General features: G+C 67.2%; 21 protein-coding genes and 1 pseudogene. 9 read left to right on the plus strand and 13 right to left on the minus strand.

Annotated features, from left to right (window positions below):
• Nucleotides 1–3 precede the first annotated feature (3 nt).
• Genes J3476_RS03010 through J3476_RS03025 form a run of 4 tightly spaced genes read left to right on the plus strand, consistent with a single transcriptional unit; the run spans nucleotide 4 to nucleotide 3,721 of the window.
• The gene (locus J3476_RS03010) at nucleotides 4–780 is read left to right on the plus strand and encodes an SDR family NAD(P)-dependent oxidoreductase (RefSeq protein WP_286182544.1); all 777 of its coding nucleotides are present in this window, start codon (nucleotides 4–6) and stop codon (nucleotides 778–780) included.
• Nucleotides 781–1,308 carry a nuclear transport factor 2 family protein gene (locus tag J3476_RS03015; protein ID WP_207065065.1) on the plus strand — a complete coding sequence of 176 codons (528 nt, stop codon included), beginning with the start codon at nucleotides 781–783 and terminating at the stop codon, nucleotides 1,306–1,308.
• A 14-nt stretch (nucleotides 1,309–1,322) separates the two neighbouring features.
• The gene (locus tag J3476_RS03020) at nucleotides 1,323–2,243 is read left to right on the plus strand and encodes an SMP-30/gluconolactonase/LRE family protein (protein ID WP_286182545.1); all 921 of its coding nucleotides are present in this window, start codon (nucleotides 1,323–1,325) and stop codon (nucleotides 2,241–2,243) included.
• Nucleotides 2,244–2,269: 26 nt separating this feature from the next.
• Complete coding sequence (locus J3476_RS03025) at nucleotides 2,270–3,721, plus strand: adenylate/guanylate cyclase domain-containing protein (RefSeq protein WP_207065066.1); 1,452 nt, start codon at nucleotides 2,270–2,272, stop codon at nucleotides 3,719–3,721.
• Nucleotides 3,722–3,766: 45 nt separating this feature from the next.
• Here J3476_RS03025 and J3476_RS03030 read toward each other — a convergent pair whose 3' ends face one another.
• A complete protein-coding gene (locus J3476_RS03030) occupies nucleotides 3,767–5,071 on the minus strand; it encodes an amidohydrolase family protein (protein ID WP_207065067.1) in 1,305 nt (434 codons plus the stop codon).
• Between the two features lie 104 nt (nucleotides 5,072–5,175).
• Between J3476_RS03030 and J3476_RS03035 the strand changes: the two genes are divergently transcribed.
• On the plus strand, nucleotides 5,176–5,370 hold the full coding sequence (locus tag J3476_RS03035) for a hypothetical protein (RefSeq protein WP_207065068.1): 195 nt from the start codon (nucleotides 5,176–5,178) through the stop codon (nucleotides 5,368–5,370).
• A 7-nt stretch (nucleotides 5,371–5,377) separates the two neighbouring features.
• Here J3476_RS03035 and J3476_RS03040 read toward each other — a convergent pair whose 3' ends face one another.
• From J3476_RS03040 to J3476_RS03050, 3 genes are read right to left on the minus strand one after another with little or no spacing between them, the layout of a single operon-like run.
• Complete coding sequence (locus tag J3476_RS03040; protein WP_207065069.1) at nucleotides 5,378–6,517, minus strand: acyl-CoA dehydrogenase family protein; 1,140 nt, start codon at nucleotides 6,515–6,517, stop codon at nucleotides 5,378–5,380.
• Between the two features lie 9 nt (nucleotides 6,518–6,526).
• Nucleotides 6,527–7,573 carry an acyl-CoA dehydrogenase family protein gene (locus tag J3476_RS03045; protein ID WP_207065070.1) on the minus strand — a complete coding sequence of 349 codons (1,047 nt, stop codon included), beginning with the start codon at nucleotides 7,571–7,573 and terminating at the stop codon, nucleotides 6,527–6,529.
• An 11-nt stretch (nucleotides 7,574–7,584) separates the two neighbouring features.
• Complete coding sequence (locus tag J3476_RS03050; RefSeq protein ID WP_207065071.1) at nucleotides 7,585–7,782, minus strand: ferredoxin; 198 nt, start codon at nucleotides 7,780–7,782, stop codon at nucleotides 7,585–7,587.
• A gap of 93 nt (nucleotides 7,783–7,875) precedes the next feature.
• Between J3476_RS03050 and J3476_RS03055 the strand changes: the two genes are divergently transcribed.
• Nucleotides 7,876–8,670, plus strand: coding sequence for an SDR family NAD(P)-dependent oxidoreductase (locus J3476_RS03055; RefSeq protein WP_207065072.1), 795 nt, complete (start codon nucleotides 7,876–7,878; stop codon nucleotides 8,668–8,670).
• Nucleotides 8,671–8,756: 86 nt separating this feature from the next.
• Nucleotides 8,757–9,599 carry an SDR family oxidoreductase gene (locus J3476_RS03060; RefSeq protein ID WP_207065073.1) on the plus strand — a complete coding sequence of 281 codons (843 nt, stop codon included), beginning with the start codon at nucleotides 8,757–8,759 and terminating at the stop codon, nucleotides 9,597–9,599.
• Nucleotides 9,600–9,662: 63 nt separating this feature from the next.
• Here the strand turns inward: J3476_RS03060 and J3476_RS03065 are convergent, their stop codons facing one another.
• Genes J3476_RS03065 through J3476_RS03080 form a run of 4 tightly spaced genes read right to left on the minus strand, consistent with a single transcriptional unit; the run spans nucleotide 9,663 to nucleotide 13,806 of the window.
• On the minus strand, nucleotides 9,663–10,856 hold the full coding sequence (locus J3476_RS03065) for a cytochrome P450 (RefSeq protein WP_207065074.1): 1,194 nt from the start codon (nucleotides 10,854–10,856) through the stop codon (nucleotides 9,663–9,665).
• A 51-nt stretch (nucleotides 10,857–10,907) separates the two neighbouring features.
• On the minus strand, nucleotides 10,908–11,357 hold the full coding sequence (locus tag J3476_RS03070; protein ID WP_207065075.1) for a VOC family protein: 450 nt from the start codon (nucleotides 11,355–11,357) through the stop codon (nucleotides 10,908–10,910).
• Nucleotides 11,354–12,607, minus strand: coding sequence for a CoA transferase (locus J3476_RS03075; protein ID WP_307726966.1), 1,254 nt, complete (start codon nucleotides 12,605–12,607; stop codon nucleotides 11,354–11,356). The genes J3476_RS03070 and J3476_RS03075 overlap by 4 nt, the downstream gene beginning before the upstream one ends.
• A complete protein-coding gene (locus tag J3476_RS03080) occupies nucleotides 12,583–13,806 on the minus strand; it encodes a CaiB/BaiF CoA-transferase family protein (protein ID WP_207065076.1) in 1,224 nt (407 codons plus the stop codon). Before J3476_RS03080 ends, J3476_RS03075 begins: the two co-directional genes overlap by 25 nt.
• 175 nt (nucleotides 13,807–13,981) lie before the next feature.
• Between J3476_RS03080 and J3476_RS03085 the strand changes: the two genes are divergently transcribed.
• Nucleotides 13,982–15,202: a CaiB/BaiF CoA-transferase family protein gene (locus J3476_RS03085; RefSeq protein ID WP_207065077.1), complete on the plus strand. Its 1,221-nt coding sequence runs from the start codon at nucleotides 13,982–13,984 to the stop codon at nucleotides 15,200–15,202.
• A 44-nt stretch (nucleotides 15,203–15,246) separates the two neighbouring features.
• Here J3476_RS03085 and J3476_RS03090 read toward each other — a convergent pair whose 3' ends face one another.
• From J3476_RS03090 to J3476_RS03100, 3 genes are all read right to left on the minus strand, one after another.
• Nucleotides 15,247–16,365 carry a thiolase family protein gene (locus tag J3476_RS03090; RefSeq protein WP_207065078.1) on the minus strand — a complete coding sequence of 373 codons (1,119 nt, stop codon included), beginning with the start codon at nucleotides 16,363–16,365 and terminating at the stop codon, nucleotides 15,247–15,249.
• On the minus strand, nucleotides 16,362–16,502 hold the full coding sequence (locus J3476_RS27810; protein WP_286182548.1) for a hypothetical protein: 141 nt from the start codon (nucleotides 16,500–16,502) through the stop codon (nucleotides 16,362–16,364). Before J3476_RS27810 ends, J3476_RS03090 begins: the two co-directional genes overlap by 4 nt.
• A gap of 79 nt (nucleotides 16,503–16,581) precedes the next feature.
• Nucleotides 16,582–18,708, minus strand: a complete 2,127-nt coding sequence (locus J3476_RS03100) for a CoA transferase (RefSeq protein WP_286182549.1) — start codon at nucleotides 18,706–18,708, stop codon at nucleotides 16,582–16,584.
• 98 nt (nucleotides 18,709–18,806) lie between these two features.
• Between J3476_RS03100 and J3476_RS03105 the strand changes: the two genes are divergently transcribed.
• Nucleotides 18,807–20,021 (plus strand): cytochrome P450, encoded by a 1,215-nt coding sequence (locus J3476_RS03105; protein WP_207065080.1) that lies wholly within the window; start codon nucleotides 18,807–18,809, stop codon nucleotides 20,019–20,021.
• A 68-nt stretch (nucleotides 20,022–20,089) separates the two neighbouring features.
• Here the strand turns inward: J3476_RS03105 and J3476_RS03110 are convergent, their stop codons facing one another.
• Together J3476_RS03110 and J3476_RS03115 are read right to left on the minus strand one after the other, a co-directional pair.
• Entirely contained in the window at nucleotides 20,090–20,947 is an 858-nt protein-coding gene (locus J3476_RS03110) for an ABC transporter permease (RefSeq protein ID WP_207065081.1), read from the minus strand.
• A 9-nt stretch (nucleotides 20,948–20,956) separates the two neighbouring features.
• A pseudogene (locus J3476_RS03115) lies at nucleotides 20,957–21,444 on the minus strand (ABC transporter permease); the annotation flags it as partial.

Raw genomic sequence — 21,444 nt, forward strand, 5'->3', positions numbered from 1 at the left:
GTCGTGAGTTCCGATTTCACCGGTCACGCTGTCGTCATCACCGGGGCCAGTGGGGGAATCGGTCGCGTGATGGCGCGGCGATACGCCGCCCGGGGCGCGAACGTCGCCCTGGTCGCCAGGCGGCCTGACGAACTGGCGGTCACGGCCGGCATCATCGCCGAGGAGGGCGGTGCGGCATCGGTGCACGTGGCCGACATCCGCGACGAGCAGCAATGCCGCGACGTCATCGGCGCGATCGTGCAACGATGGGACAGGCTCGACGTGCTCGTCAACAACGCGGCTGTGCCCGGCTCCGACCAGCCCGTCAGTGAGGCCACGATCGACAACTGGCAGAACGTGTTCGCGACCAATCTCTTCGCGCCTGTGGTTCTGACGCGGGAAGCGCTGAGCCAAGCGATGATTGCAGCGGGTAGCGGGAACATCCAGTTGGTGTCGTCGGCCGCCGCGCGGGTCGTGCAACCGAAGAAGGCACACTACGCGGCAGCCAAGCTCGGTCTGACAGCGTTGGCGCAAACGTTGGCCCTCGAACTCGGCACCAGTGGTATCCGGGTCAACACCCTGGTGGTCGGCAGCGTCGCCGGTGAGCTCTTCGACACCTACGTGGCCCGCCGCGCAGCCGAGGACGGCCTCGATCCCGCAGAGTTGCGAAGTCGACTCTCCGCGCTGAACAAGCTGGGCCGGCTCGTGCAGCCCGACGAGATCGCCGAAGTGTCGATGTGGCTCGCCTCTGGCGCGGCCTCGGCCATCACGGGCCAGGACATCAACGTCACGGGGGGCTGAATGTCCACCACCGACGACCCTCGGATCGAGGCGATGCTTGCCCGGGAGGAAATTCGATCGCTGCCCATCCGCTACGCCGCCGCCGTCGAGGCGCGGGACGTCGACGCGATGGCCGAGTTGTTCTCTCCCCACGCCCGGTTCGGCAGCTACGGAGAGGGCCCCGACGGACTGCGCCGATTGATGACCGACAGTCTGACGGGAAGCCTGTTCGCCGTCATCCTGGTGGCCAATCACCTCATCGATCTGTCGGACGAAGCCCATGGCTCCGGGCAGGTCTGGGCGCACTGCTACGCCCACACTCGCGCGGACGGGTTCGTCGATCAGCTGATCAGGTACGAGGATCGGTATGAAAAGCTCGACGGACGATGGTTGTTCGGGCACCGGCGGCACAGGCTGTGGTACGGCTCCTCGCACGCCAACTCGCCTCTGGCGCAGCCCGCCGCGAACTGGCCGGCCAGCCAGGTCGGGGTCGGTGACATCCCGCTCGCCGATCCCGAGTTCGAGTCCTGGTGGCGGTCCATCCGGTGAACGCGGTGCGCTGTGTGGCAGAGGGTCTGGCCTTTCCGGAAAGCCCGATCTGGTGTGCGGACGGCTCCATCCTGCTGTCCGAGATGGCAGCGGGGCGCATCTCTCGGGTTCGGCCGGACGGGCGGGTGGAACTGGTCGCCGACGTCGGCGGCGGGCCGAATGGAATCGGCATGCTGCCCGACGGCCGGTTGGTCGTGTGCCAGAACGGCGGCTCCACATTCGGTACCGGTTGGTGGCCATACGATTTCGACGGCTGTGTGCAACTGTTCCGTCCGGTCGGGGCGGCCCAGAACCCCGTGACCCCGCAGCTCCAGCTCGTCGGCGTCGACGGGTCGGTGCACACGCTGGCAGTGGAGTTCGATGCTCGCGGTGGTCGCGCGGTGCCGCTGGTCCGGCCCAGCGACCTGTGCGTCGACGCCGAGGGCGGCTTCTATATGACTGACGGCGGTACCACCCACGGCCGAACGCGCACCATGACCGGCCTGCTGTACGGGACACCGGACGGGCGCCTCGAGGAAATCGTCTACCCGTTGGAAATGCCGAACGGTGTCGGCCTGGCGCCGGGAGGTGACCGCGTCTACGTGGCCGAGACACGCACGCGCCGGGTGTGGGAGTTCACGTTGTCGGGCCCCGGTCGCGTCGTCGGCGGTCGTGGACTCGCCACCGTGCCCAGCGGCGGTCCGCTGAACATCGGGGGCGCGGACGGCCTCTGCATCGCGTGCGACGGCACCATCCTGGTGGCGACGCTCGGGGCCGGTGGCGTCACCGCCTTCTCGCCCGATGGTCAACTGCTCGGGGCGCTGACGCTCGACGATCCGATGACGACCAACATGACACTCAGCGGGGACGAGGCGACGCTCTACGTCACGCTCGCATCGGCTGGGCGTCTGATGGCCGTCGACGATTGGCGATCGGCGCTCGACCCACCGCAGTGAGCGCCCGGTTCGGCAGGGGGTTCGCGATGCCCCCCGCCCCTCGGGCGGCGCTCGCGCTGGGGACCCTGTTCCCGAGTGTCTGCGGTGCTGTGGTGATCGGCGTCATGGCCTCCCTGGGATTGCCGACCGGGTCAGCACTGGCAGACCCGTCGGTACTGCGTACGAATGTGTGCGCCGCTGTCGTATACATGGTGGTCTCGATACCGTCGGCCTGCGTTCTGGGGTTGTGGTGGACCACTGTTCCCGTGGGCTCCGATCAGTTGACGCGGCACGCCGTCCTGATGAGGATTCCCGCCCGCCTGACGTCAATCAGCGCGACGGTCTGGACGGTTGCGGCGGCCGTGCTGGTCACGGTCAACGGTCACCGGTTGTGGCTCGCGACGACGTTGGGCGTCTCGACACTGTTGGGGGCAACCGTCACCGCCACCCTGACGTACTGGTGGTGCACGCGGATCTTGCGTCCGCACGTCGCGCCGGTGCTCACGCGGAATCCACCGCTGCGCCGGCAACGCCCCAGTCTTCGCACTCGAGCGGTGGCCGCGTGGGTGGTGGGCACCGGAGTGCCGCTGCTGATGCTGATGTTCGTCGCGGTCAGTTCGCTGGTGGTCGAGTACCCCGGGGATCGTCTGGCAGTGGTGGTCCTCGGTCTCGGCGGCGGCGCGGCGTTGAGCGGCTTGTTCGTGACGATCTTCACGGCGACCACGACCGCAGATCCGATCGAGGAGGTGCGCCGGGGGATGTCGCGGATCGCCGACGGGCACTACGACGTCACGGTGCCCGTGTTCGACGCCTCGGAGCTGGGGCTCCTGCAGGCCGGTTTCAATGCGATGGCCGAAGGGCTGCGTGAGCGGGAGCGGCTGCGCGATCTGTTCGGCAGGCATGTCGGTCGTGACGTAGCGCGATTGGCCGAAGAGAATCAGTCGCCCCAGTTGGTCGGGGTCAACCGAGAGGTGGCGGTGCTGTTCGTGGACTTGGTGGGATCGACGAGGATGGCACTCCACATGGCCCCCGAGGAGCTCGTGGCGGTACTCAACAGCTTCTTCGCCGTGGTCGTGGACGTCGTGGAACGCCACAGCGGGTGGGTCAACAAGTTCGAAGGCGATGCTGCGCTGGCCGTGTTCGGTGCGCCACAGAGCATTCCGGACCACGCCGGTTCGGCACTCGCGGCGGCGCGAGAGCTGTCGGCGACGATGGCATCGGCTGACCCGCGCATGGCAGCCGGGATCGGTGTATCCGCCGGAATCGCAGTGGCGGGCAACATCGGTGATCCACGCCGCTACGAGTACACCGTCGTCGGTGACCCGGTCAACGAGGCGGCCCGGCTGTCCGAATATGCGAAGAGCCACGGCGGAATCGCCGCGTCGGGGTCGACGCTGCAGCGGGCCGGCTCCGAAGAGGCGGCCCGCTGGCGCGTCGTCAGTTCGTGCATTCTCAGAGGACGCGACACCACGACCGACATCGCCATGCCCTCGGCCTAGGGACCGCTGACGGCCGGCGCAGGCACGTCGCGTGCGGGTGGGTGCCTAGTTCTTCTGCTCCTTGTTGGCCATCTGATTGGCGAGGTTCTCGATGAAGGCGCCGTAGCCGACGCCGCCGTGGTCAGACATCACGGCGTCGTAGTCGTACTCCGGGGGCTCGCCGTTGTTGGGCCGCCACCCGCTGTCGGCGGTGCAGGATTTGAATCCCTCTTCGGGGAAGGCATACCAACGCCGGGCGTTGTGTTCGACGATCTTGGCTGCGTCTTCGTCCGGCACGGAGGCCAGCATCTCTTCGGCGCGTGCGCGGCTCTTGGGCCAGAACGAGTCGGAATGGGGATAGTCGCACTCCCAGGTGATGTTGTCGATGCCGATCTGATGGCGCATCGCGACGCCCACCTCGTCTTCGATGAAGCAGCCGGTGATGTTGCGGTGGAACAACTCCGACGGCGCGATTGTGGGATGGATGTTCTGGTAGTACTTGTGCTTGCGCCACACGTAGTCGGCACGTTCGACGAGGTAGGGCATCCAGCCGATGCCGCCTTCGGAGAACGCGACCTTGAGGTTGGGATGCTTGTGGAAGACGGGGGAGAAGACCAGCTCGATCGCGGCGGCCATCGAGGTGGTGCCCATCAGGGTCACCATCACCGCAAACGGCGCCTCGGGTGCCGTGGACGGCGGCATCCCGCCGGAGCCGAAGTGCATGACCGCGGTCATGTTGGTCTCCTCGAGCGCGGACCAGACCGGATCCCAGTGCGTGGTGTGAAAGCTCGGGAGCCCGAGATTCATCGGGTTGTCGGGCAGTCCGACGGCGCGGCAGCCCTTGGCGGCATTGCGTTCGATCTCGGCGACCATCAACTGGGTGTCCCACAGCGGGCTGATCATCATCGGGATGAAGCGGGCGGGGTCGGTCGCGCACCACTCGTCGAGGGAGAAGTCGTTCCAGGCCTGGACACTCAGCAGGGCCAGATCCTTATCCTCGCCCTCGAGGAACACCGTTCCACAGAACCGGGGGAACGACGGGAAGCACAGCATGGCGTGCACGCCGTCGATGTCCATGTCCGCCAGCCGCGCTTTGGGGTCATAGCACCCCGGGATCATGTCGTCGTAACGCACCGGGTCGACGCCGAACTCCTCGGGAGACTTGCCGGCGACCGCATTCAATCCGATGTTCGGGTAACTGCGGCCTTCGTACACCCACTGATGCACCGGCGGCTTTCCTTCGCGGGGGAACTCCACGATTCGGGGGCCGTCCTCGATGTACTTCTTCGGGAGCCGGTCCGTCCACACATGTGGAGGCTCGATCAGGTGGTCGTCGACGGACAGGAGCTTCATGGACGGTTGCAGCGGCATCGTCGGTCCTTCTCGGTCTCGGCTGTTAAGCTGGCGGTTGGCGCAGAACAATAGAACAGATTCTGCTTATTTGACTATAGCGCGACACGACAGGAAGGGCGAGTATGGACGCCGGCGACCGTATCCCGCATGACGACTGGGTCGATCAGGACCTTCTGACCCGTGACGAAGCCTCGGAGCGCCTGGTGGCCGAAATCGCCGAAGTGACGCGCAGGATTGAGGCGGGTGAGGGCGACGAGCTGATGGAGCGCCGGTTGTCCGGCATGAAAGAAGCCCTCGAGCATTACCGCAACCGCTGAGCGCGCATCACTTCCGCGGCAACCCGAGCACCCGCTGCGCGACGATGTTGCGCTGGACCTGCGCGGTACCGCCATAGATGCCCGCGGCGCGCGACCACACGTAGAGGTCCCACTCCAGGCCCTCGGCCACCAGCGGGTCGCTTCCCCGCAGGTCCATCGTGGTGTGGCCGAACGTCTGGTCGGCCCGGGCCATCAGCAGCTTGTCCACCGAGCCCTCGGCGCCGGGGAGTGCGCCGTTGACGCGGTCGGTCAGTGAACGCTGCACCTTCACCTGCAACGCTCTCAGCTCGGTATACGCCTCACCGAGCCGGCTTCGTGCCGAGGGGGTGTCCGGCAGGCGGCCGGACCGCACGTCATCCTCGAGCGCGCGCAGCTGCACGGCGAGACGGCTGATCCAGTTGATGTCGCTGGGTCCGCGTTCGTAGGCCAGCAGCTGGTTCGCGATCGACCAGCCCTGACCCCGCTCGCCCAGCAGGTTCTCGACGGGTACGTCGACGTCGGTGAAGGTCACCTCCGCGAACTCGCGGTTGCGCGCGGCGTTCACGATCGGGGCCACCTCGATGCCCGACGTCGACATCGGTACCAGCAGAACCGAGATGCCGGCATGCTTGGCGGCCTCGGGTTCGGTACGACACAGCAGGAAGCACCAGTCCGCCACGGCGGCGAAGCTGGTCCATATCTTGCGACCGTTGATGCGGAACATCGATCGACCGTCGACCTCGACAACCTCGGCCCTCGTGGTGAGACTGGCGAGATCCGAGCCCGCCTCGGGCTCGCTGAACCCCTGACACCAGCGCACCGCTCCGGACAGCAGCCCCGGAAGCAGCTCATTGCGCTGCTGGTCCGAGCCGAACAGGCGAAGCGCATTCGACAGATGGCCCACACCCTCGATCGGAGGGGCGCCCGAACGGCCGAGTTCGTCGTTCAGGATCGCCTCGTAGATGGGCGACAGGCCGTGGCCGCCGTACTCCTCGGGGAACGACAGGCCGATGTAGCCGGCCTCGTACAGCGTGTGGTGCCAGGCGTTGGCGGCGTCCGCCCGCGCGCCGGGATCGTCGGGGATCACCGCTTCGGCCGCGTGTTCAGCCAGCCAGGTGCGCAGGCGAGCGCGGAACTCGGCTTCCTCGGGGGTATCGGTGAAATCCATGATCCTCGTCTAGCTCAGCTCGCGGTCGGTGAGTCGCATGTCCGCAATGGCCGCGTACTGGACACTCTCGTCGCCGAACAGCCTGCGGTTGAGCAGGGTTCGGCGCAGGCGCAGGTGCGCCGCGTGCTCCCAGGTGATCGAGATGCCGCCGAGCACCTGCATCGCGGTCTCGACCACATCGCGACCGGAGGCCGACGCGTAGGCCTTCGCTGTCCGTGCGGCAAGCAATGCCTGGTCTGCGGGCAGATGGTCGACAGCCCAGGCGGCGTGCCACACACAGCTGCGTGCGCCCTCCATACGCACCAGCGAGTCGGCAAGCAGATGTTGAACGGCCTGGAACGTGCCGATCTTGACGCCGAACTGCACTCGCTCACCCGCGTACCGAACGGCGTCATCGAGCGCGCCGGCCATGACGCCGACGAGATCGGCCGCCACCGCGGTCAACGCCAGCGCCTGCACCGACATCCACCGATCGGCGGAGATCGGATCGCCCAGCGGCGTCGCAGAGTCGAGTTCGTCGGCGGCCACCGTGCGCACGCTGCGGGTGAGATCGAGACCGGCATCGGAGACCGCCGCGGTGAGCGCCGCCGACGTCAGGCGCCGGTTGTCACCGTCTCGGACGGCGAACAGCACGCTGGTCGCACCGGCTGTGTCGACGGCGATACCGTTGTCGACGGAATCGGCGAAATCTGCCAGATCCCCGGCCAGCACGGGCGCCATCCGCAGGGTGCCTTCGGCGACCAGCTCGACTTCTTTGTCGGCACCCGCGGCGTGCAGCAGCTCGGTGGTCAGCACCGCCTGCCCGAGCACGGGTACCGCGGTCAGGGCGCGCCCCAATTCCTCGAGAGCTAACGCGATCTCGACGCCGCTGGCGTCCAGGCCGCACGACTCCGGTGCCCGCAGCGCCGGGAGGCCGAGGTCGACGATGCGCCTCCACTGGCCGTCGAGGCGGTCGCCGGAAGCCACGTCGTCGGCGTTGTCGGTCGCCATCGACGTCGCCAGCCGCGCCGTCGTGTCGCGGAGCATCTCCTGCTCAGCGGTCAACCCGATGTGCATTGTCGCGGTGCCTAGTCGTCTTCGAGCAGTGTCAGAGCGATCTTCGGGCACAGTTGCACGGCCGAACGCACATCCTCTTCGCGAGCCGGGGGAACTTCGTCGACAGTGACCACAGCCAGGTCCTCGTCATCGAGGTCGAAGACATCCGGAGCAATCCCGACGCAGACCGCATTCGACTCGCAGAGATCGCGATCCACCTCTACTCGCATCCCGTACCCCTTCCTGGTGTCGAGCCGTGGCAGTCTGCCATGATACTGAATGATAGAACGAATAATGTTCAACTGTTACATCCAGGAGGAACCATGGGCCGCCTCGACGATCGAAACGCGATGGTCACCGGTGGGGCGCAAGGCCTCGGCCGGGCGATCTCGCGGCGGCTTGCCGGCGAAGGAGCGAGAGTCACGGTCGTCGACCTGAACGAGGACAAAGCCGCCGAATGCGTCGGGCTCATCGAGAGCGACGGCGGCACCGCCTCGTTCGTGAAGGCCAACGTGGCCAAGCGCGACGACATCGCCGCGGCGGTCGAGGCCGCCGCGGCAGGTGGTGCATTGCATGTGCTGGTGAACGCGGCGCAGTACTTCGCGATGCCGAAAGCTCTGGAACTCGTGTCCGACAAGGACTGGGAATTGTCCGAGGCCACCGGCCCGAAGGCAACCTTTCGTTTCATGCAACTGGCGCATCCGTTCCTGAAGGCGGCGGGAAAGGCCTCGGTCATCAACTTCGTGTCCGGCTCCGCGCTGGGCGGAATCGCCTACACCGGGCCGTATTCGGCGGCGAAGGGCGCAATCGGCGCGTTGACCAAGGTGGCCGCCAACGAGTGGGCGGCTCATGGCATCCGGGTCAACGCGGTCTGTCCGTTCGCGTTGACCGACGTGCAGCGCGACATGATCGGTACCGAGTGGGACAACTACACCCGCACCGCGGAGGCCTCACCTATGAAGCGCGGCGCCGATCCGGACGCCGAGATCGCACCGGCGGTGGCGTTCCTGGCCAGTGACGACGCCGCTTTCGTCACGGGGACCGTGCTGCACATCGACGGCGGGATGACCGAATTGTCCACCGTCGATTACTCGAAGTCGCCCGGCGTGTTCGAATAGCCCACGGTGACGCGACAATCGGTGTCCGCTCGCTTCTCCTACGATGACCGGTACCGAGCTCAGTCTCCGAGGAGTGGTGAACAGCGATGTCGAACGTGGCAGTGGTTACCGGCGGCGCCGGGGGGATGGGGCTGGCTGCGGCGCATGTCCTCGGCCGTGACAGCGCGGTTGTGATCAGCGACGTCGATCCCGACCGTCTGCGCGCCGCGGAACGCGAACTCGGCGAAGCTGGGATCGCGTGCACGGCCACCGTCTGCGACATCACCGACCGTGGCTCGGTGGCCGCGCTCGTCGACCTGGCCCGACAGGTCGGCACCGTGACATCGGTCGTACACGCCGCCGGGGTCAGCCCGAGCATGGGCTCGGCGGACCTCGTCGTGAAGGTCAACGCTCTGGGAACGATCCTGATCGACCAGGCCTTTCTCGCCATAGCGCACCCGGGAATGGGCGTGGTCAACGTGGCGTCGGTCGCCGGGCATCAACTCCCGGCGTTTCTCGCTCCGGTCTGGAGCTACAGGCGAGCAACGGCCGACACCGACAGGTTTGTCACCCAGCTGCTCAGATTGTGCAACCTGGCTCCCCGAGCGCGACGACCACAACTGGCCTACGTGCTGTGCAAGAACTTCGTGATCTGGTACAGCAAGTCGATGGCTGCCGACTTCGGAGTGAAGGGGGCGCGGGTGCTCTCGGTGTCTCCGGGATCCTTCGACACCACCATGGGCCGGCTCGAGAAGAATGTCGGCGCGGGTGCGTTGGCGCAGCTCGGGGCGCTCAAACGGTTCGGCCATCCCGCCGAGATCGCCGAGCTCCTGGCGTTCTGCGCCAGCGACAAACCCGGATACCTCACCGGAACCGACATCGTCTGCGACGGTGGCGTCATGGCCGCCATGAGGATGGCGGACATGCTCACACTCGCTCGCCGTCAGTGATTCACCGAAAGTGCCCGGGATCGGGTCTGCGGACCAGTGCCCCGAGCGCGCTGCGGTATCGGATCAGCGCAGCATCATCTCGACGCTGGTGTAGCCGCGGACCGTGGCTGTCAACACCCGTTCGTGTGCGCCGATCGCGTAGTTGGGGAACTTCTTGGCCACGGCCTCGAACACCATCTGCGCTTCGCGGCGGGCCAGCCACTGACCCAGACAGATGTGGATGCCCCAGCCGAAGTAGACGTCGGTGCCGCGCGGCCGGTCGAGGATGAAGCGATCGGGGTCGTCGTAGCGGCGCTCGTCACGGTTGGCGCTTCCGAGCAGCAGCAGCACCCAGTCGCCTGCCTCCATCGTCACGCCGTGCAGTTCGACGCGCCGAGTCAGCGTGCGTGCCACCCAGTGACTGGGCGTGTCGTAACGCAAGGCTTCGTTGACGGCGGCCGGAATGAGACTGTGGTCGTGGACGATTCGCTGCCACTGGTCGGGATGATCGTGCATGGCGACCAAGCCGTTGGAGATCAGCTTCTGGGTGGTTTCGGACCCGGCGGCCGACAGCAGGTTGCAGAACATCAGAACTTCATGCGGCGTCAGTGCCCTGTCGTCACCGATCTCGGGATCGTGAAACGTGGCCTGCAGGACGATGCTGATCAGATCGTCTCCGGGCTCGGTGCGCCTGGCCTCGATGAGATCGCCGATGTAGGAACTGATCCTGCGGTTGGCCTCGATGGCGCTCGGTGGCATCGTGACCTCACCCTCGTGTCGGGTGAGAAACGCTTCCCACCAGACGCGTAGCTGTTCGCGATCGGCGTGCGGGACGCCGAGCAGGTCACCGATGACATCGGTGGGAACGGAGAAGGCGAACGCCTCCATGGCATCCACGGTGGTTCCCGGTGTCAGCCGGTCGAGATGATGGTCGACCACCCGCTGCAGTGCGCCCTCCATGGCTGTGACCGCACGCGGCGTGAAGAAGCCCTTCAGCACGCCGCGGATCCGGTCGTGGCGGGGTGGGTCCATCGAGATGACCGAGTATTTGCGCCCGTCGTCATCAGGGTTCTCCGGCGCCGGTCCCAGTTTGGAGGAGTAGGTCTCCCAGTCGCGCAGTGCGCTCGCGACGTCGGCGAAGCGGGACAGCACCCACCAGCGTTCTCCCGGGTCGCGGTAGACGGGGGCTTCGGTGCGCAACCGGCGGTACACCGGGTAGGGGTCGTCGAAGATCGCCTTGGAGAAGGGGGAGTAGGTCAACTCGCTGGTCGCGGGCACGGGGGCAGTCTATCATTCGACTGAACAATCGGACGAATAGTGACTAGTTGACTAGCCCCGCCTTGGGGTGCGTTCGATCAGCTCGAGCAACGTGCCGTCCGGGTCGGTGAGGATCAGGCCCCGGTTACCGCCGTCGAAAACGACGCTGCGCTCGGCCAGCAGGCGCCCGCCATGAGCGACGATCGCGGCGCTCAACGCATCGACATCGTCCACCCGGAACGACAGATGGGTGAAACCGAGTGCATTCATCGCCCGGGCCTCGGGTACGCCGGTGCTGCCGGGTTCGGTGAAACCGAGGAGTTCCAGCCTGAAACCGTCGCGCTCGAGGTACACCAGCTCCAGCACCAGGCCGTCGACATCGAGGAGTCGGGCGCTGGCATCGTCGGCCACGTGCATGCCGCCGATCCTGCGGAAACCGAGTGCCGAGCAGTAGAAGTCACTGGACCGCTCGACGTCGCGAACGCAGAGGCCGACATGGGTGAGGCGGTGTCCGGACGTCATCGCGCGACGTCGTCGGCCAGGCTGTGCACCACGTCGTTGTGCTCGCCCAACAGGGGGGCACGCGTCGGTGGGCCGATCGGACTGCCGCCGAACACGTAGGGGGCGCCGGGGTAGATCACGGTGCGGTCCAACTCCGGGTGCGCGACGGATACGTGCATTCCGCGCGCGACCGAGTGCTCGTCGTCGAACGCCTCGTGAGGAGGCAGGATGGCGCCGGCAGGGAACCCGCGTCGCTGACTGGCCAAGAAGAACTCCTTGGCCGGCAGGTGAGACGCGATGAGCCTCATGGCATCGCGGGCCGCGCTCAGGATCGCGGTGGTCTCCGCGTCTTCGCCGATGGCGGCGAGGTCCACCGGTTGGTCGCGGCCCGCGGCCAACTCCAGGAAGAATGCCTCGGGAAGCTCCTCGGTGAGTCCCAGGTCCGACAGCCACTGGAGCAGTCGTGCGAATTCGTCGGGCTTGCGGGGCAGCACCCCGGTGGTCGCGTAATGTCCATCTGCACAACGCACTTGCACAGGAGAGCTGCGCGTCGGGTACGCATGGCGTCCGGTCTGCCTGAGGCAGACGGCTTGGTTCACCAGCCAGTGGTAGGTCGTCTGCTCACACGTCACGTTGCAGGCCGCGGTGACGTTGACGTCCACGATCTGGCCCACGCGGGTGTGGTCGCGGTGAGCGAGGGCGATGAGTGCGCCGATGGCGCCGTACATTCCCCCGATGTTGGCCGACTGGTCCCCGGAGCCCCGCATCGGCGGAATCCTGTGGTCGTCGTAGCCGCAGTTCCAGATCGGCCCGCCTCCGGCAAGCACGGTCAGGTCGGTGACGGGATCGTCGGTACGCGCACTCCCGATGCCGAAGGGCGAGATCGAGACCCAGATCAGGCCGGGGTGCTCTGCCGACAGCTCGGAATAGCTGAGGCGGTCACCGGCCACCCGGTCGCTGCCGGCGAGCACGACGTCAGCGCCGGCGATCACCCGGCGCAGCACCTCGAGAGCAGCCGAGTCTTCGACGTCGATGGTGACGCTGCGCTTCCCCGCGTTCGCGCCCCACCACCGGAGGCTGCGATCGAGGCCCGGCTCGCCGTCGACGAAGGGCGGACGGCGTCGGTGCGGCGAGCCCTCCGGCGGCTCGACGACGATGACGTCGGCGCCCAGTTCGGCCAGCACCCGGCCGGCGATCGGGGTGTACTGATCACTGATCTCGATGACCCGCAGGTCGGACAGCGCGCTCAGATCACACCTCGCTCGGCCCAGTCGGCCAGCGCCTGGGCGTCGTGACCCAGTAGCGTGCCCAGAATTTCGTCGTTGTGCTGACCCAACTTGGGTGCGCCGGCGTCGAGATGCCACGGGGTGGCGGAGAACGTCATCGGGATGCCCTCCACCCGTACCCTGCCGATATCCGGGTGGGTGACGCTGGGGAACAACCCCATTCGGGTGAGATCGGCATCGCCGTCGATGCGTTCGGCCGGACTCTTCACCACACTGGCGGGCACCCCGGCGGCGACGAGGTCGTCGGCGAGCGTGGGCGCATCGCGGGACGTGGTGGCAGCGCCGACGAGCGCGTCCAGTTCTGCGACAGACGTCAGGCGTTGCGGCAACGTGGCAAAGCGGTCGGCGGTCAGTGCCGGCTCATCCAGCACTTTGGCCAGCAGAGCGACCTCTCTGTCGTCGCGACAGGCGATCGCGATCCACCGGTCCTCGCCCGCGCACGGGTAGATGCCGTGTGGTGCGTACTCGTCGAAATCGGCGCGATTGCCCGAGGGCTGGGTCATGCGGCGGTTGACGGTCCAATCGAGGATCTCGGTCGGCAGCATCGCCATCCCGGCCGGAACCGTTGCCAGATCCACGTGCTGGCCCTCGCCAGTGCGTTCACGGTGGTGCAGTGCGGCCATGATGGCCACGGTCATGTAGAACGCGGACCCGTGGTCCATGTAGGAAAACCCCCAGCCCGCAGGTTCGGTGTCGGGCAGGCCGGAGGTATAGGTCAGCCCGCTGACGGCCTGCACGATCGGCCCCCACGTCTTGAAATCGCGATAGGGGCCGCTGTGGCCGAACCCGCAGTTGGACACGTAGACGATGTCGGACTTGATGCGCTTCAGTTCTTCGTAGCCGAAGCCGCGGTTCTCCATCACGCCTGCGGCGAAGTTCTCACAGACGACGTCGCTGATGGCGATGAGTTCGCGCAGCAGTTGCTTGCCCTCGTCGGTGCGCAGATTGATGGTCACGCCGTACTTGCCCGCATTGTGGTTGTTGAACCCGGCGCCGAGGTCGACGCCCCGGCGTTCGTCGACGTACGGTCCCACACCGCGCAACGCATCCCAGAGGCCACGGCTGACCGGGTCTTCGACTCTGATGACCTGCGCACCGAACGCGGCCAGGATCTTGGTCGCTCCGGCACCCGCCAGCTGCCCACTGAGATCGCACACCCGGAGGTGGGACAACGCACCCGTCACTCGGCAACCATATCGCAAATAAACATTTTCTGTTCTACTGTACAGGCAGTAACCGGCTGGGATCGCGCCGGACCTGCGTGCTGAACCGCCGCGTCGACCGGTTGGGGATGGTTGTCTGCCGACACGGGAGTTGCCGGCCGGGCGCTTTCCTGCCGAGAGAAGGAGACTCGAATCCATGAGCGGACCGATGTCCGGAGTGCGTGTGCTCGAGGTGGCGCAGTGGACGTTCGTGCCGGCTGCGGGCGCCGTGCTGGCGGACTGGGGGGCCGACGTCATCAAGATCGAGCATCCCCAGACCGGGGACTCCCAGCGCGGACTACGCCAGCTCGGCCACATCACCGTCGACGGCGCGCGCAACCCGGTCATGGAGCATGCCAACCGCGGCAAACGTTCGGTGGCGCTGGACATGTCGACTCCGGACGGGCACGAACTGCTGATGGACATCGCGCGCACAAGCGACGTATTCCTGACCAATTTCCTGCCGGACGCCCGCAAGAAGCTGCGCATCGACGTCGATGACCTGCGCGCCGTCAACCCCGACATCATCTACGCGCGCGGAAGCGCGTACGGACCACTCGGCGACGATGCGGGCACGGGTGGATATGACATGACCGGGTTCTGGAGCCGTGCCGGGGGAGCGCTCGGATCCACGCCGTGTGACATGGACGGTGTTGTGCCGCAGCCAGGCCCGGCCTACGGCGATTCGATCGGAGGCATGACGATCGCCGGCGGGATATCCGCAGCCCTGTTCGAACGCGAGCGGACGGGCAATGCCCGGATCGTCGACATCTCGCTGCTGGGCGTGGGGGTCTGGGCATCCGGGGTGGCGATCAACGCGGCGCTCGTCAGCGGCGAACCGTGGCAGACGAATCCGGCCGGCGCCAATGTCACACCGAACAACCCGCTGGTCGGCTTCTACCGAACGGCCGACGGTCGCCATCTCGGGCTGTCGATGCTGCAGGGCTTCCGGTACTTCGCGGAATTCTGTCGCCGCGTCGGTGCCGCCGATCTCGCCGCCGACGAACGGTTCGCCAGCCACGCGTCGCTGACCGCCAACGCACCTGCCGCCATCGAGGTGCTGCAGGCCACGATCGCCGCCCACCCCCTCGAGCATTGGCGCGAAGCCCTCGAGGGGTTCGACGGCCAGTGGGCGCCGGTGCAGAACACCGCGGAGGTCGCCGCCGACCCTCAGGTCCGCGCGAACGGCAACATCGTCGCGGTGCAGCACGACGGAGACACCTACGATCTGGTGGCCAGCCCGGTGCTCTACGACGAAACTCCGCTGGCATTGGCTCCGATGCCCGAATTCGCTGCCCACACCGAAGAACTGATCCTGGAGCTGGGCGGCGATTGGGACCGTATCCTGGCGCTCAAGGAAAGCGGTGCGATCGCCTGATCACACCTGCCTGATCACACCTGCCTGATCTCACCTACCTGCTCTCACACGGCAAGCACCGCGGCAGCACAGGAACCGCCGCCTCCCACCGCCTGCACCAGCCCGAGGCGCGGGTGACGAACCTGCCGCTCTGCGGCCTCACCGCGCAGTTGGACGACAATTTCGGCGGCTTGCGCCAGCCCCGTCGCGCCGATCGGGTGTCCGCGTGCGATGCAACCGCCGTCGGTATTCGTCGGCAGTGCACCGTCGTGGGCCAACCCGCCGGACTCGGCGAGCTTGACCACGTCGGACGAGCTCGCCAGCCCCATCGCAAGCAGCGCCGTGATCTCCTCGCTGGCGCACATGTCGTGCAGGGACACCACGTCGATGTCGGACACGTCGATGTCGGCGCTCGAATAAGCTTGTCTCGCAGTCTTGGTCAACTGTGAGGGCGGCCCGACGACGGGCCCGACCAGAGGCCACTGCGGATCGCTGGGCCAGCTGGTCTGCTCCACCGAGAGCACCGACACCGACCGCGGGCGCTGGTCCGCGGTGACGACGATCGCCGCTCCTCCGTCCACCGAGGCATGGCACATCATCTTGGTCAGGGGTTCGGCCACCATGCGGGCGGACAGGACGTCATCGGTGGTGATCGCATTGTCGCTTCGGCGGGCCGCCAACGGATTCAACCGGGCCTGGTTGTGCGACTTCGCGGCAACAGCCGCGATCACCTCCGGACCGCAGCCTGCGTCGTGCAGCCAGCGTGCCGCCTCGATCGCGTAATGCGTCTGTGGCGGGAAGCGATCCCAGAATCCCACCGCCGCGGGCACGACACCGCCCGCCTCCAGCGCGGTGGTCTTTTCGTAGCCGATCGCCAACGCGGTACGGCAGCGCCCGGACGCCACCGCCCATACCGCGTGACGCAACGCGACCAGGCCGCCGGCCGAAGCGCTCTCGGTCGCGGTGACGGGAACCCCGGTGCGGCCCAACTCCAGCGCTACCCGCAGCCCGGTCTGTGGCGGCGCGAGCGCGGACGCGGTGAACACCTCACCGACTTCGTCGTAGGCGATCTCGGCGTCGGCGAGCGCTTTGCGGGCCGCGGCGATGCCGAGATCGGCCAGCGGTGTGTCGCCGTGTCTGCCGAACTCGGTGACCCCGACGCCGCTGAGGAAAGTCCCGGTCACTGCTCGTCCGCCGAGAACATGTCGACAGCCTCATCGTCGAGTGTGCGTGTGACCAGGCGGCCGGGAGTGCCAGGTGTCGGCCGGGCGCCGTCCACGAGTACCTGCAGACGGCCCTCGCCGGTGTCCACCCAGGCCACGCTGTAACCGTCCGCACCGTACTGCGAGTACGGAGATTTCGCGGGTATGAAGGTCGATGACCATACTGTCGCGGGGCGATCAGGGGACGATGTCGGCATGTGTGGTCCTCGTGCGGTCGGGATGTGAGCTGCCCAGGGCAGGTGGGGGTTTCAGCGGCACAGGGCCTTCGCCGGCGAAACGCCACGGCAATCCGACCAGTCGGCCGGTGTCGAGGTCGGGGTCGGGGTGCGCGATCTCCGGGAAGAAGCCCCGCGCGGCCAGGTGGGGATCGCCCAGCAGTTCGTCGGCACGGCGCACGACTGCTGCTTCGATTCCGGCCCCCTGCAGTTTGAATGCCGCATCGTCGGCTCGGTTGGTGGCGACCAGTGCGGCGACGAACTCTGCCTGCGCCTGCTCGCACTGATCACCGCGCAATTCGACGGCCACCCAACGATCGTCGCTGGCCCGGTGCACCGTGCGCACCACGGCGGCATTCGCCACCACATCATCGGTGGATGCGGCCGCCACGAACTCCGAGACCGTCGACGCGACGACCTCGGCCATGGACAGATCGACGACGGCGCCGGTCGATCGGCTCGGTCCCAGTGCCCACGCGGCGATCACGACAGCGCCGACGACCGACGACAGCGGATCGGCCAGCACTGTGCCGAGGCGGGCAGGTGCTCCGTCCACCGCGGTGCAGAGGGCTGCGAGGCCACCGTAGGCCTGGACATTGTTGGCATAGACGCGGTATCCGGCCAGCGGACCGTCACTACCGAAGCCGGACACCCGCAGCGTCAACCGTCCGTCTCCGGCCAGCGTGGCCGGGTCGACGGCGAGCCTGTGCAGGCGCGCGGACCCGACGTTCTCGATCAGCACATCCGAGGCGGCCAGGATCGCCGCGACCTCTTCGGCAGCGTTGGCCGGGTCGAGTAGCACGCTGCCCTTGGAGTGATTGGCCACCGCAAAGTAGGCACCGCGTTCCGGTCCGGCGACACCGTCGGCGAACGGCCCGCTGCGCCGGTAGATGTCGAGTCGCTCAGGGTCCTCGAGACGCAACACGGACGCACCCATCGCCCCGAGCAGTGCACCCACGATGGGGCCGGCCAGCACGTGGGTCAGTTCGGCGATGCGCAACCCGGTCAGGCCGGGACGGACCGGGGAGCCCGCAGCTCCCGGGCCGACGGTCCACGGAGGGCCCAGCACGGTCGCGTCGCGCCCCTCGAGTCGGGTGGCCACCAGCGACCCACGATGCGCCAGCTGGGGGGATGCGAGTAGCTCGGAGGGCTGATTGACCGGCGTGGACGGTACGCCGTTGGCCTGCAGCAGCGCTGCGCAATCCGCCTTGTGTCGGGCGGCGGTCCACTCGGTGACGTGGGTGTTGATGAGCTCGGCGTGCTCGATGCGCGCGGGCCGCTCGTCCAGACCCGCCGCCCAGGGCGGTTCGCCGAGCGCCGCACGCAGCCCCCGCCACTGATGGTTCTCCACCGCGGTGATCCGGACCAGACCGTCGCGGCAGGCGAACAACCCGGAGGGGGCCAGGTATCGGCCGCTTCCCGCGCGTCCCGGGCAGCGATACATCACGTGTGCGCACTCGGGCAGCGCGGCGGTGAAGACGACTGCCTCCTGGGCGGATACGTCGACGACGACCGGCCCGCCGGCCTGATTGCGCCGTTCCAGCCCGTGCAGCGCGGCGAGCGCGGCCACCGCGCCGACTGCCTTCGACGCGACGTAGCCGGGAGCAGGAACCGGCGTGCCGTCCCCGTCCTCGATGGTGGCCATGAGCCCGCCGCTGGCCTGGGCGACGATTTCGCCTCCCGGTCGGTGGCTGTGGGGTCCGTCGGCGCCGAACGGGGAGATCACGACGAGCACTGCGCCCTCGGCAGGTTCCGGCGCCGGGACCGCGCCGTCAGCGATGACGATGTCGACACCCTCGAGATCCGGCACGGACTGTGTGGTCACAGCGCGCTTCTGCCGGTCCAACACGAGGTCGACAGCAGCCTCCGGCCCCGATGCCGAGTCGATGGTCGGGCCCCAACGGTCCTGCCGGGGCCTCGGCGCCCGCATGACTTCAGCGCCGAGCGATGCGAGCAGCGCCGCGGCGGACGAGCCGGCCACGCCGTTGCCGAGGTCCAGAACGCGCACACCCGCCAGGAACCCGGAGGGCGGCGCGACGTCGGTCACCGTGGCGTCATCTCCTGCAATCGTCGGGAGGCGGTGGATCATGACAATTGAACAGTATTCGTTCTGTTGTTGTCCATCCTGGGGACACGCCTTCGGAGCTCGGCTTCACAACATCACACCATGTGTCCTATTGTTCAACCATGGCGATCATGTCTGCGCTCTCCGAGGCTCGCTTCGACGACGCCTCGTTCTACCTCGGCGACCCCAACGCGACGTTCCGTGAGCTGCGGGAGAACGATCCCGTGCACTGGTACGAGCAGGGCAAATTCTGGGTGATCACGAAATACGACGACATCAAGATGATTTCGGCGCGACCGGAGAAGTTCAAGTCCGAACGGATCGCGATCATGATGGATCTCATCGCCAACCGCGAGGGACGAGACCCCCAGGGTTACGGGGCGCGCGGGATCATGTTCATGGATCCGCCGCAGCACCGGGCTCACCGCAAGGCGCTCGGCGTGCGGTTCACCCCCTCGGCGGTCGCCAAGATCGAGGGCCGTGTCCGCGAGGTGGCGGCATCGATCTTCGGCAGTCTGCCCGACGGCGAGTTCGACTGGATCGAGCGGGTCGCCGAGCCGTTCCCGGTGTATGTGTTCGCGCACATGCTCGGTGTGCCGGAGGAGGATTGGGCGAAGGTGGCCGGGTGGGCCACGACGATTGCCAAGACCGGCAGTGGGGTCGCCGACGACAGCGACATGGAGACCATTTTCGGTGAGATCGCTCCCTACCTGATGGCGCTCGTGGCCGAGCGGGCGAAAGAGCCCACCGATGACCTGTTGTCGATGCTGACCGAGGTCCGCATCGACGGTGAGCCCTTCAACGAGATCGAGGTGCTGACGTACGCGCTCACACTGCTGGCGGCGGGCAGCGAGACGACACAGAGCCTGATCGCCGGCATAGCGGCGTGTTTCGATCTGCATCCCGACCAGGCGCAGCAGGCCTTCGCCGATCCCGAGGTGGGCAGCAACGCCGTCGAGGAGGTGATGCGATGGTGGACCCCTGTGATGAGCATGGCCCGCCAGTCGGCGCAGGACATCGACCTGCGCGGCCACATGATCCGCGAGGGTGACGGGCTACTGCTCGCCTACGCGTCTGCCAATCGCGACGTCGACCACTGGGGCCCGACCGCGGAGGAGTTCGACGTGCACCGCGCGGACGCGGCGGGTCATCTGGGTTTCGGTGTCGGAGAACACTTCTGCATGGGTGCGGCGTTGGCTCGCCGCGAGGCGCGAGTCGTGCTGGACGAGCTCGTCGCCAGGACCAAGGGATTGCGTGTCACGGGCCAGGCGGTCATGCGGCCCTCGTCGCTCGTGCACACCTACGACCGGCTGCCGGTGACGCTCGACTACCGGTGAGGTGTTGTCCTGAGCGGGGTGTTGTCCAGCCCGAGAGTCTCCTAACCCGACAGGTTCCTGTGGCTTCCCTAGCCCGACAGGTTGAAGTTGCCGTTGGAGCCGTAGATGGAGAGGGAGACCAGCAGGGTGACCGAGACGACGACGACCAGGGAGGTGCGTACGGCGTTGCCGACCGCGGCGCCGACGCCGGAGGGTCCGCCGGAGGCGAAGTAGCCGAAGTAGGTGTGCACCAGCAGGATCGCGATCGCCATCAGGACGGCTTGCAGGAATGACCACAGCAGGTCGATCGGGTTCAAGAAGGTGTCGAAGTAGTGGTCATAGAGGCCGCCGGATTGGCCGAAGAGCACCACGGTGGTGAACTGGGAGGCCAGAAACGACAGGATCACCGCGATGGAGTAGAGCGGGGTGATGGCGATCATGCCGGCCACGATGCGGGTGGAGACCAGGTATTCCACCGGGCGGATACCCATCGATTCCAGGGCGTCGATCTCCTCGTTGATGCGCATCGCGCCCAGCTGGGCGGTCACCCCGGCCCCGAACGTGGCCGCCAGCCCGATCCCGGCGACCACCGGCGCGGCGATGCGCACGTTGATGAACGCCGCCAGGAACCCGGTCAGCGCCTCGATGCCGATGTTGCCCAACGAGGAATACCCCTGAATCGCCAGGGTGCCGCCGGCGGCCAGGGTCAAAAACCCCACGATGACCACCGTGCCGCCGATCATCGCCAACGTGCCCGCCCCCATCGAGATCTCGGCGATCAACCGCACGATCTCCTTGCGGAAATGCACCGCCGCGTGCGGCACCCCACCCAGCGCACGCCCGTAGAACAGCGTGTGATCACCGATGCGCGACAACAACGCCACCGGCCGCCCGGCATAGCCGACCAGCCGCGGGAACCGCGACCGCAACACCGCTGAGGTACCCATGCGCCTCGCCTAGCCTGTCGTCATCCGGATACCGATGGCGGTGACCACCACATTGATCACGAACAACGCCATGAACGCATACACCACCGTCTCGTTGACCGCGTTACCGACCGCCTTGGCCCCGCCCCCGGTGATCGTCAACCCCCGATAACAGGCCACCAGCCGGCGATCAACCCGAACAGGGCGGCCTTGACACAGGAGATGATCACCTCGGGCACCCCGGTCAACAACGTGATCCCCGCCGCGAACGCCCCCGGATTGACGTCCTGGACGAAAATCGAGAAGAAATACCCGCCCAAGATCCCGATGATCACCACCAAACTGTTCAACAGCAACGCCACCAACCCCGCGGCCAGCATCCGCGGCGTCACCAGGCGCTGCACCGGGTTGATGCCCAGCACCTCCATCGCGTCGATCTCCTCACGGATGGTGCGCGACCCCAGATCGGCACACATCGCCGTCGCCCCCGCTCCGGCCACGATCAACACCGTCACCAA

The organism is Mycobacterium sp. PO1 (assembly GCF_017312405.1).
Taxonomy (GTDB): Bacteria; Actinomycetota; Actinomycetes; order Mycobacteriales; family Mycobacteriaceae; genus Mycobacterium.

What these genes read in the sequence shown, in the direction of transcription:
- J3476_RS03040 (WP_207065069.1), bottom strand. Translation starts at nt 6,517, where the DNA reads ATGGATTTCACCGATACCCCCGAGGAAGCCGAGTTCCGCGCTCGCCTG.
- J3476_RS03100 (WP_286182549.1), bottom strand. Translation starts at nt 18,708, where the DNA reads ATGATCCACCGCCTCCCGACGATTGCAGGAGATGACGCCACGGTGACC.
- J3476_RS03070 (WP_207065075.1), bottom strand. Translation starts at nt 11,357, where the DNA reads ATGACGTCCGGACACCGCCTCACCCATGTCGGCCTCTGCGTTCGCGAC.
- J3476_RS03055 (WP_207065072.1), top strand. Translation starts at nt 7,876, where the DNA reads ATGGGCCGCCTCGACGATCGAAACGCGATGGTCACCGGTGGGGCGCAA.
- J3476_RS03085 (WP_207065077.1), top strand. Translation starts at nt 13,982, where the DNA reads ATGAGCGGACCGATGTCCGGAGTGCGTGTGCTCGAGGTGGCGCAGTGG.
- J3476_RS03030 (WP_207065067.1), bottom strand. Translation starts at nt 5,071, where the DNA reads ATGCCGCTGCAACCGTCCATGAAGCTCCTGTCCGTCGACGACCACCTG.
- J3476_RS03035 (WP_207065068.1), top strand. Translation starts at nt 5,176, where the DNA reads ATGGACGCCGGCGACCGTATCCCGCATGACGACTGGGTCGATCAGGAC.
- J3476_RS03050 (WP_207065071.1), bottom strand. Translation starts at nt 7,782, where the DNA reads ATGCGAGTAGAGGTGGATCGCGATCTCTGCGAGTCGAATGCGGTCTGC.
- J3476_RS03105 (WP_207065080.1), top strand. Translation starts at nt 18,807, where the DNA reads ATGGCGATCATGTCTGCGCTCTCCGAGGCTCGCTTCGACGACGCCTCG.
- J3476_RS03110 (WP_207065081.1), bottom strand. Translation starts at nt 20,947, where the DNA reads ATGGGTACCTCAGCGGTGTTGCGGTCGCGGTTCCCGCGGCTGGTCGGC.
- J3476_RS03025 (WP_207065066.1), top strand. Translation starts at nt 2,270, where the DNA reads ATGCCCCCCGCCCCTCGGGCGGCGCTCGCGCTGGGGACCCTGTTCCCG.
- J3476_RS03015 (WP_207065065.1), top strand. Translation starts at nt 781, where the DNA reads ATGTCCACCACCGACGACCCTCGGATCGAGGCGATGCTTGCCCGGGAG.
- J3476_RS03045 (WP_207065070.1), bottom strand. Translation starts at nt 7,573, where the DNA reads ATGCACATCGGGTTGACCGCTGAGCAGGAGATGCTCCGCGACACGACG.
- J3476_RS03060 (WP_207065073.1), top strand. Translation starts at nt 8,757, where the DNA reads ATGTCGAACGTGGCAGTGGTTACCGGCGGCGCCGGGGGGATGGGGCTG.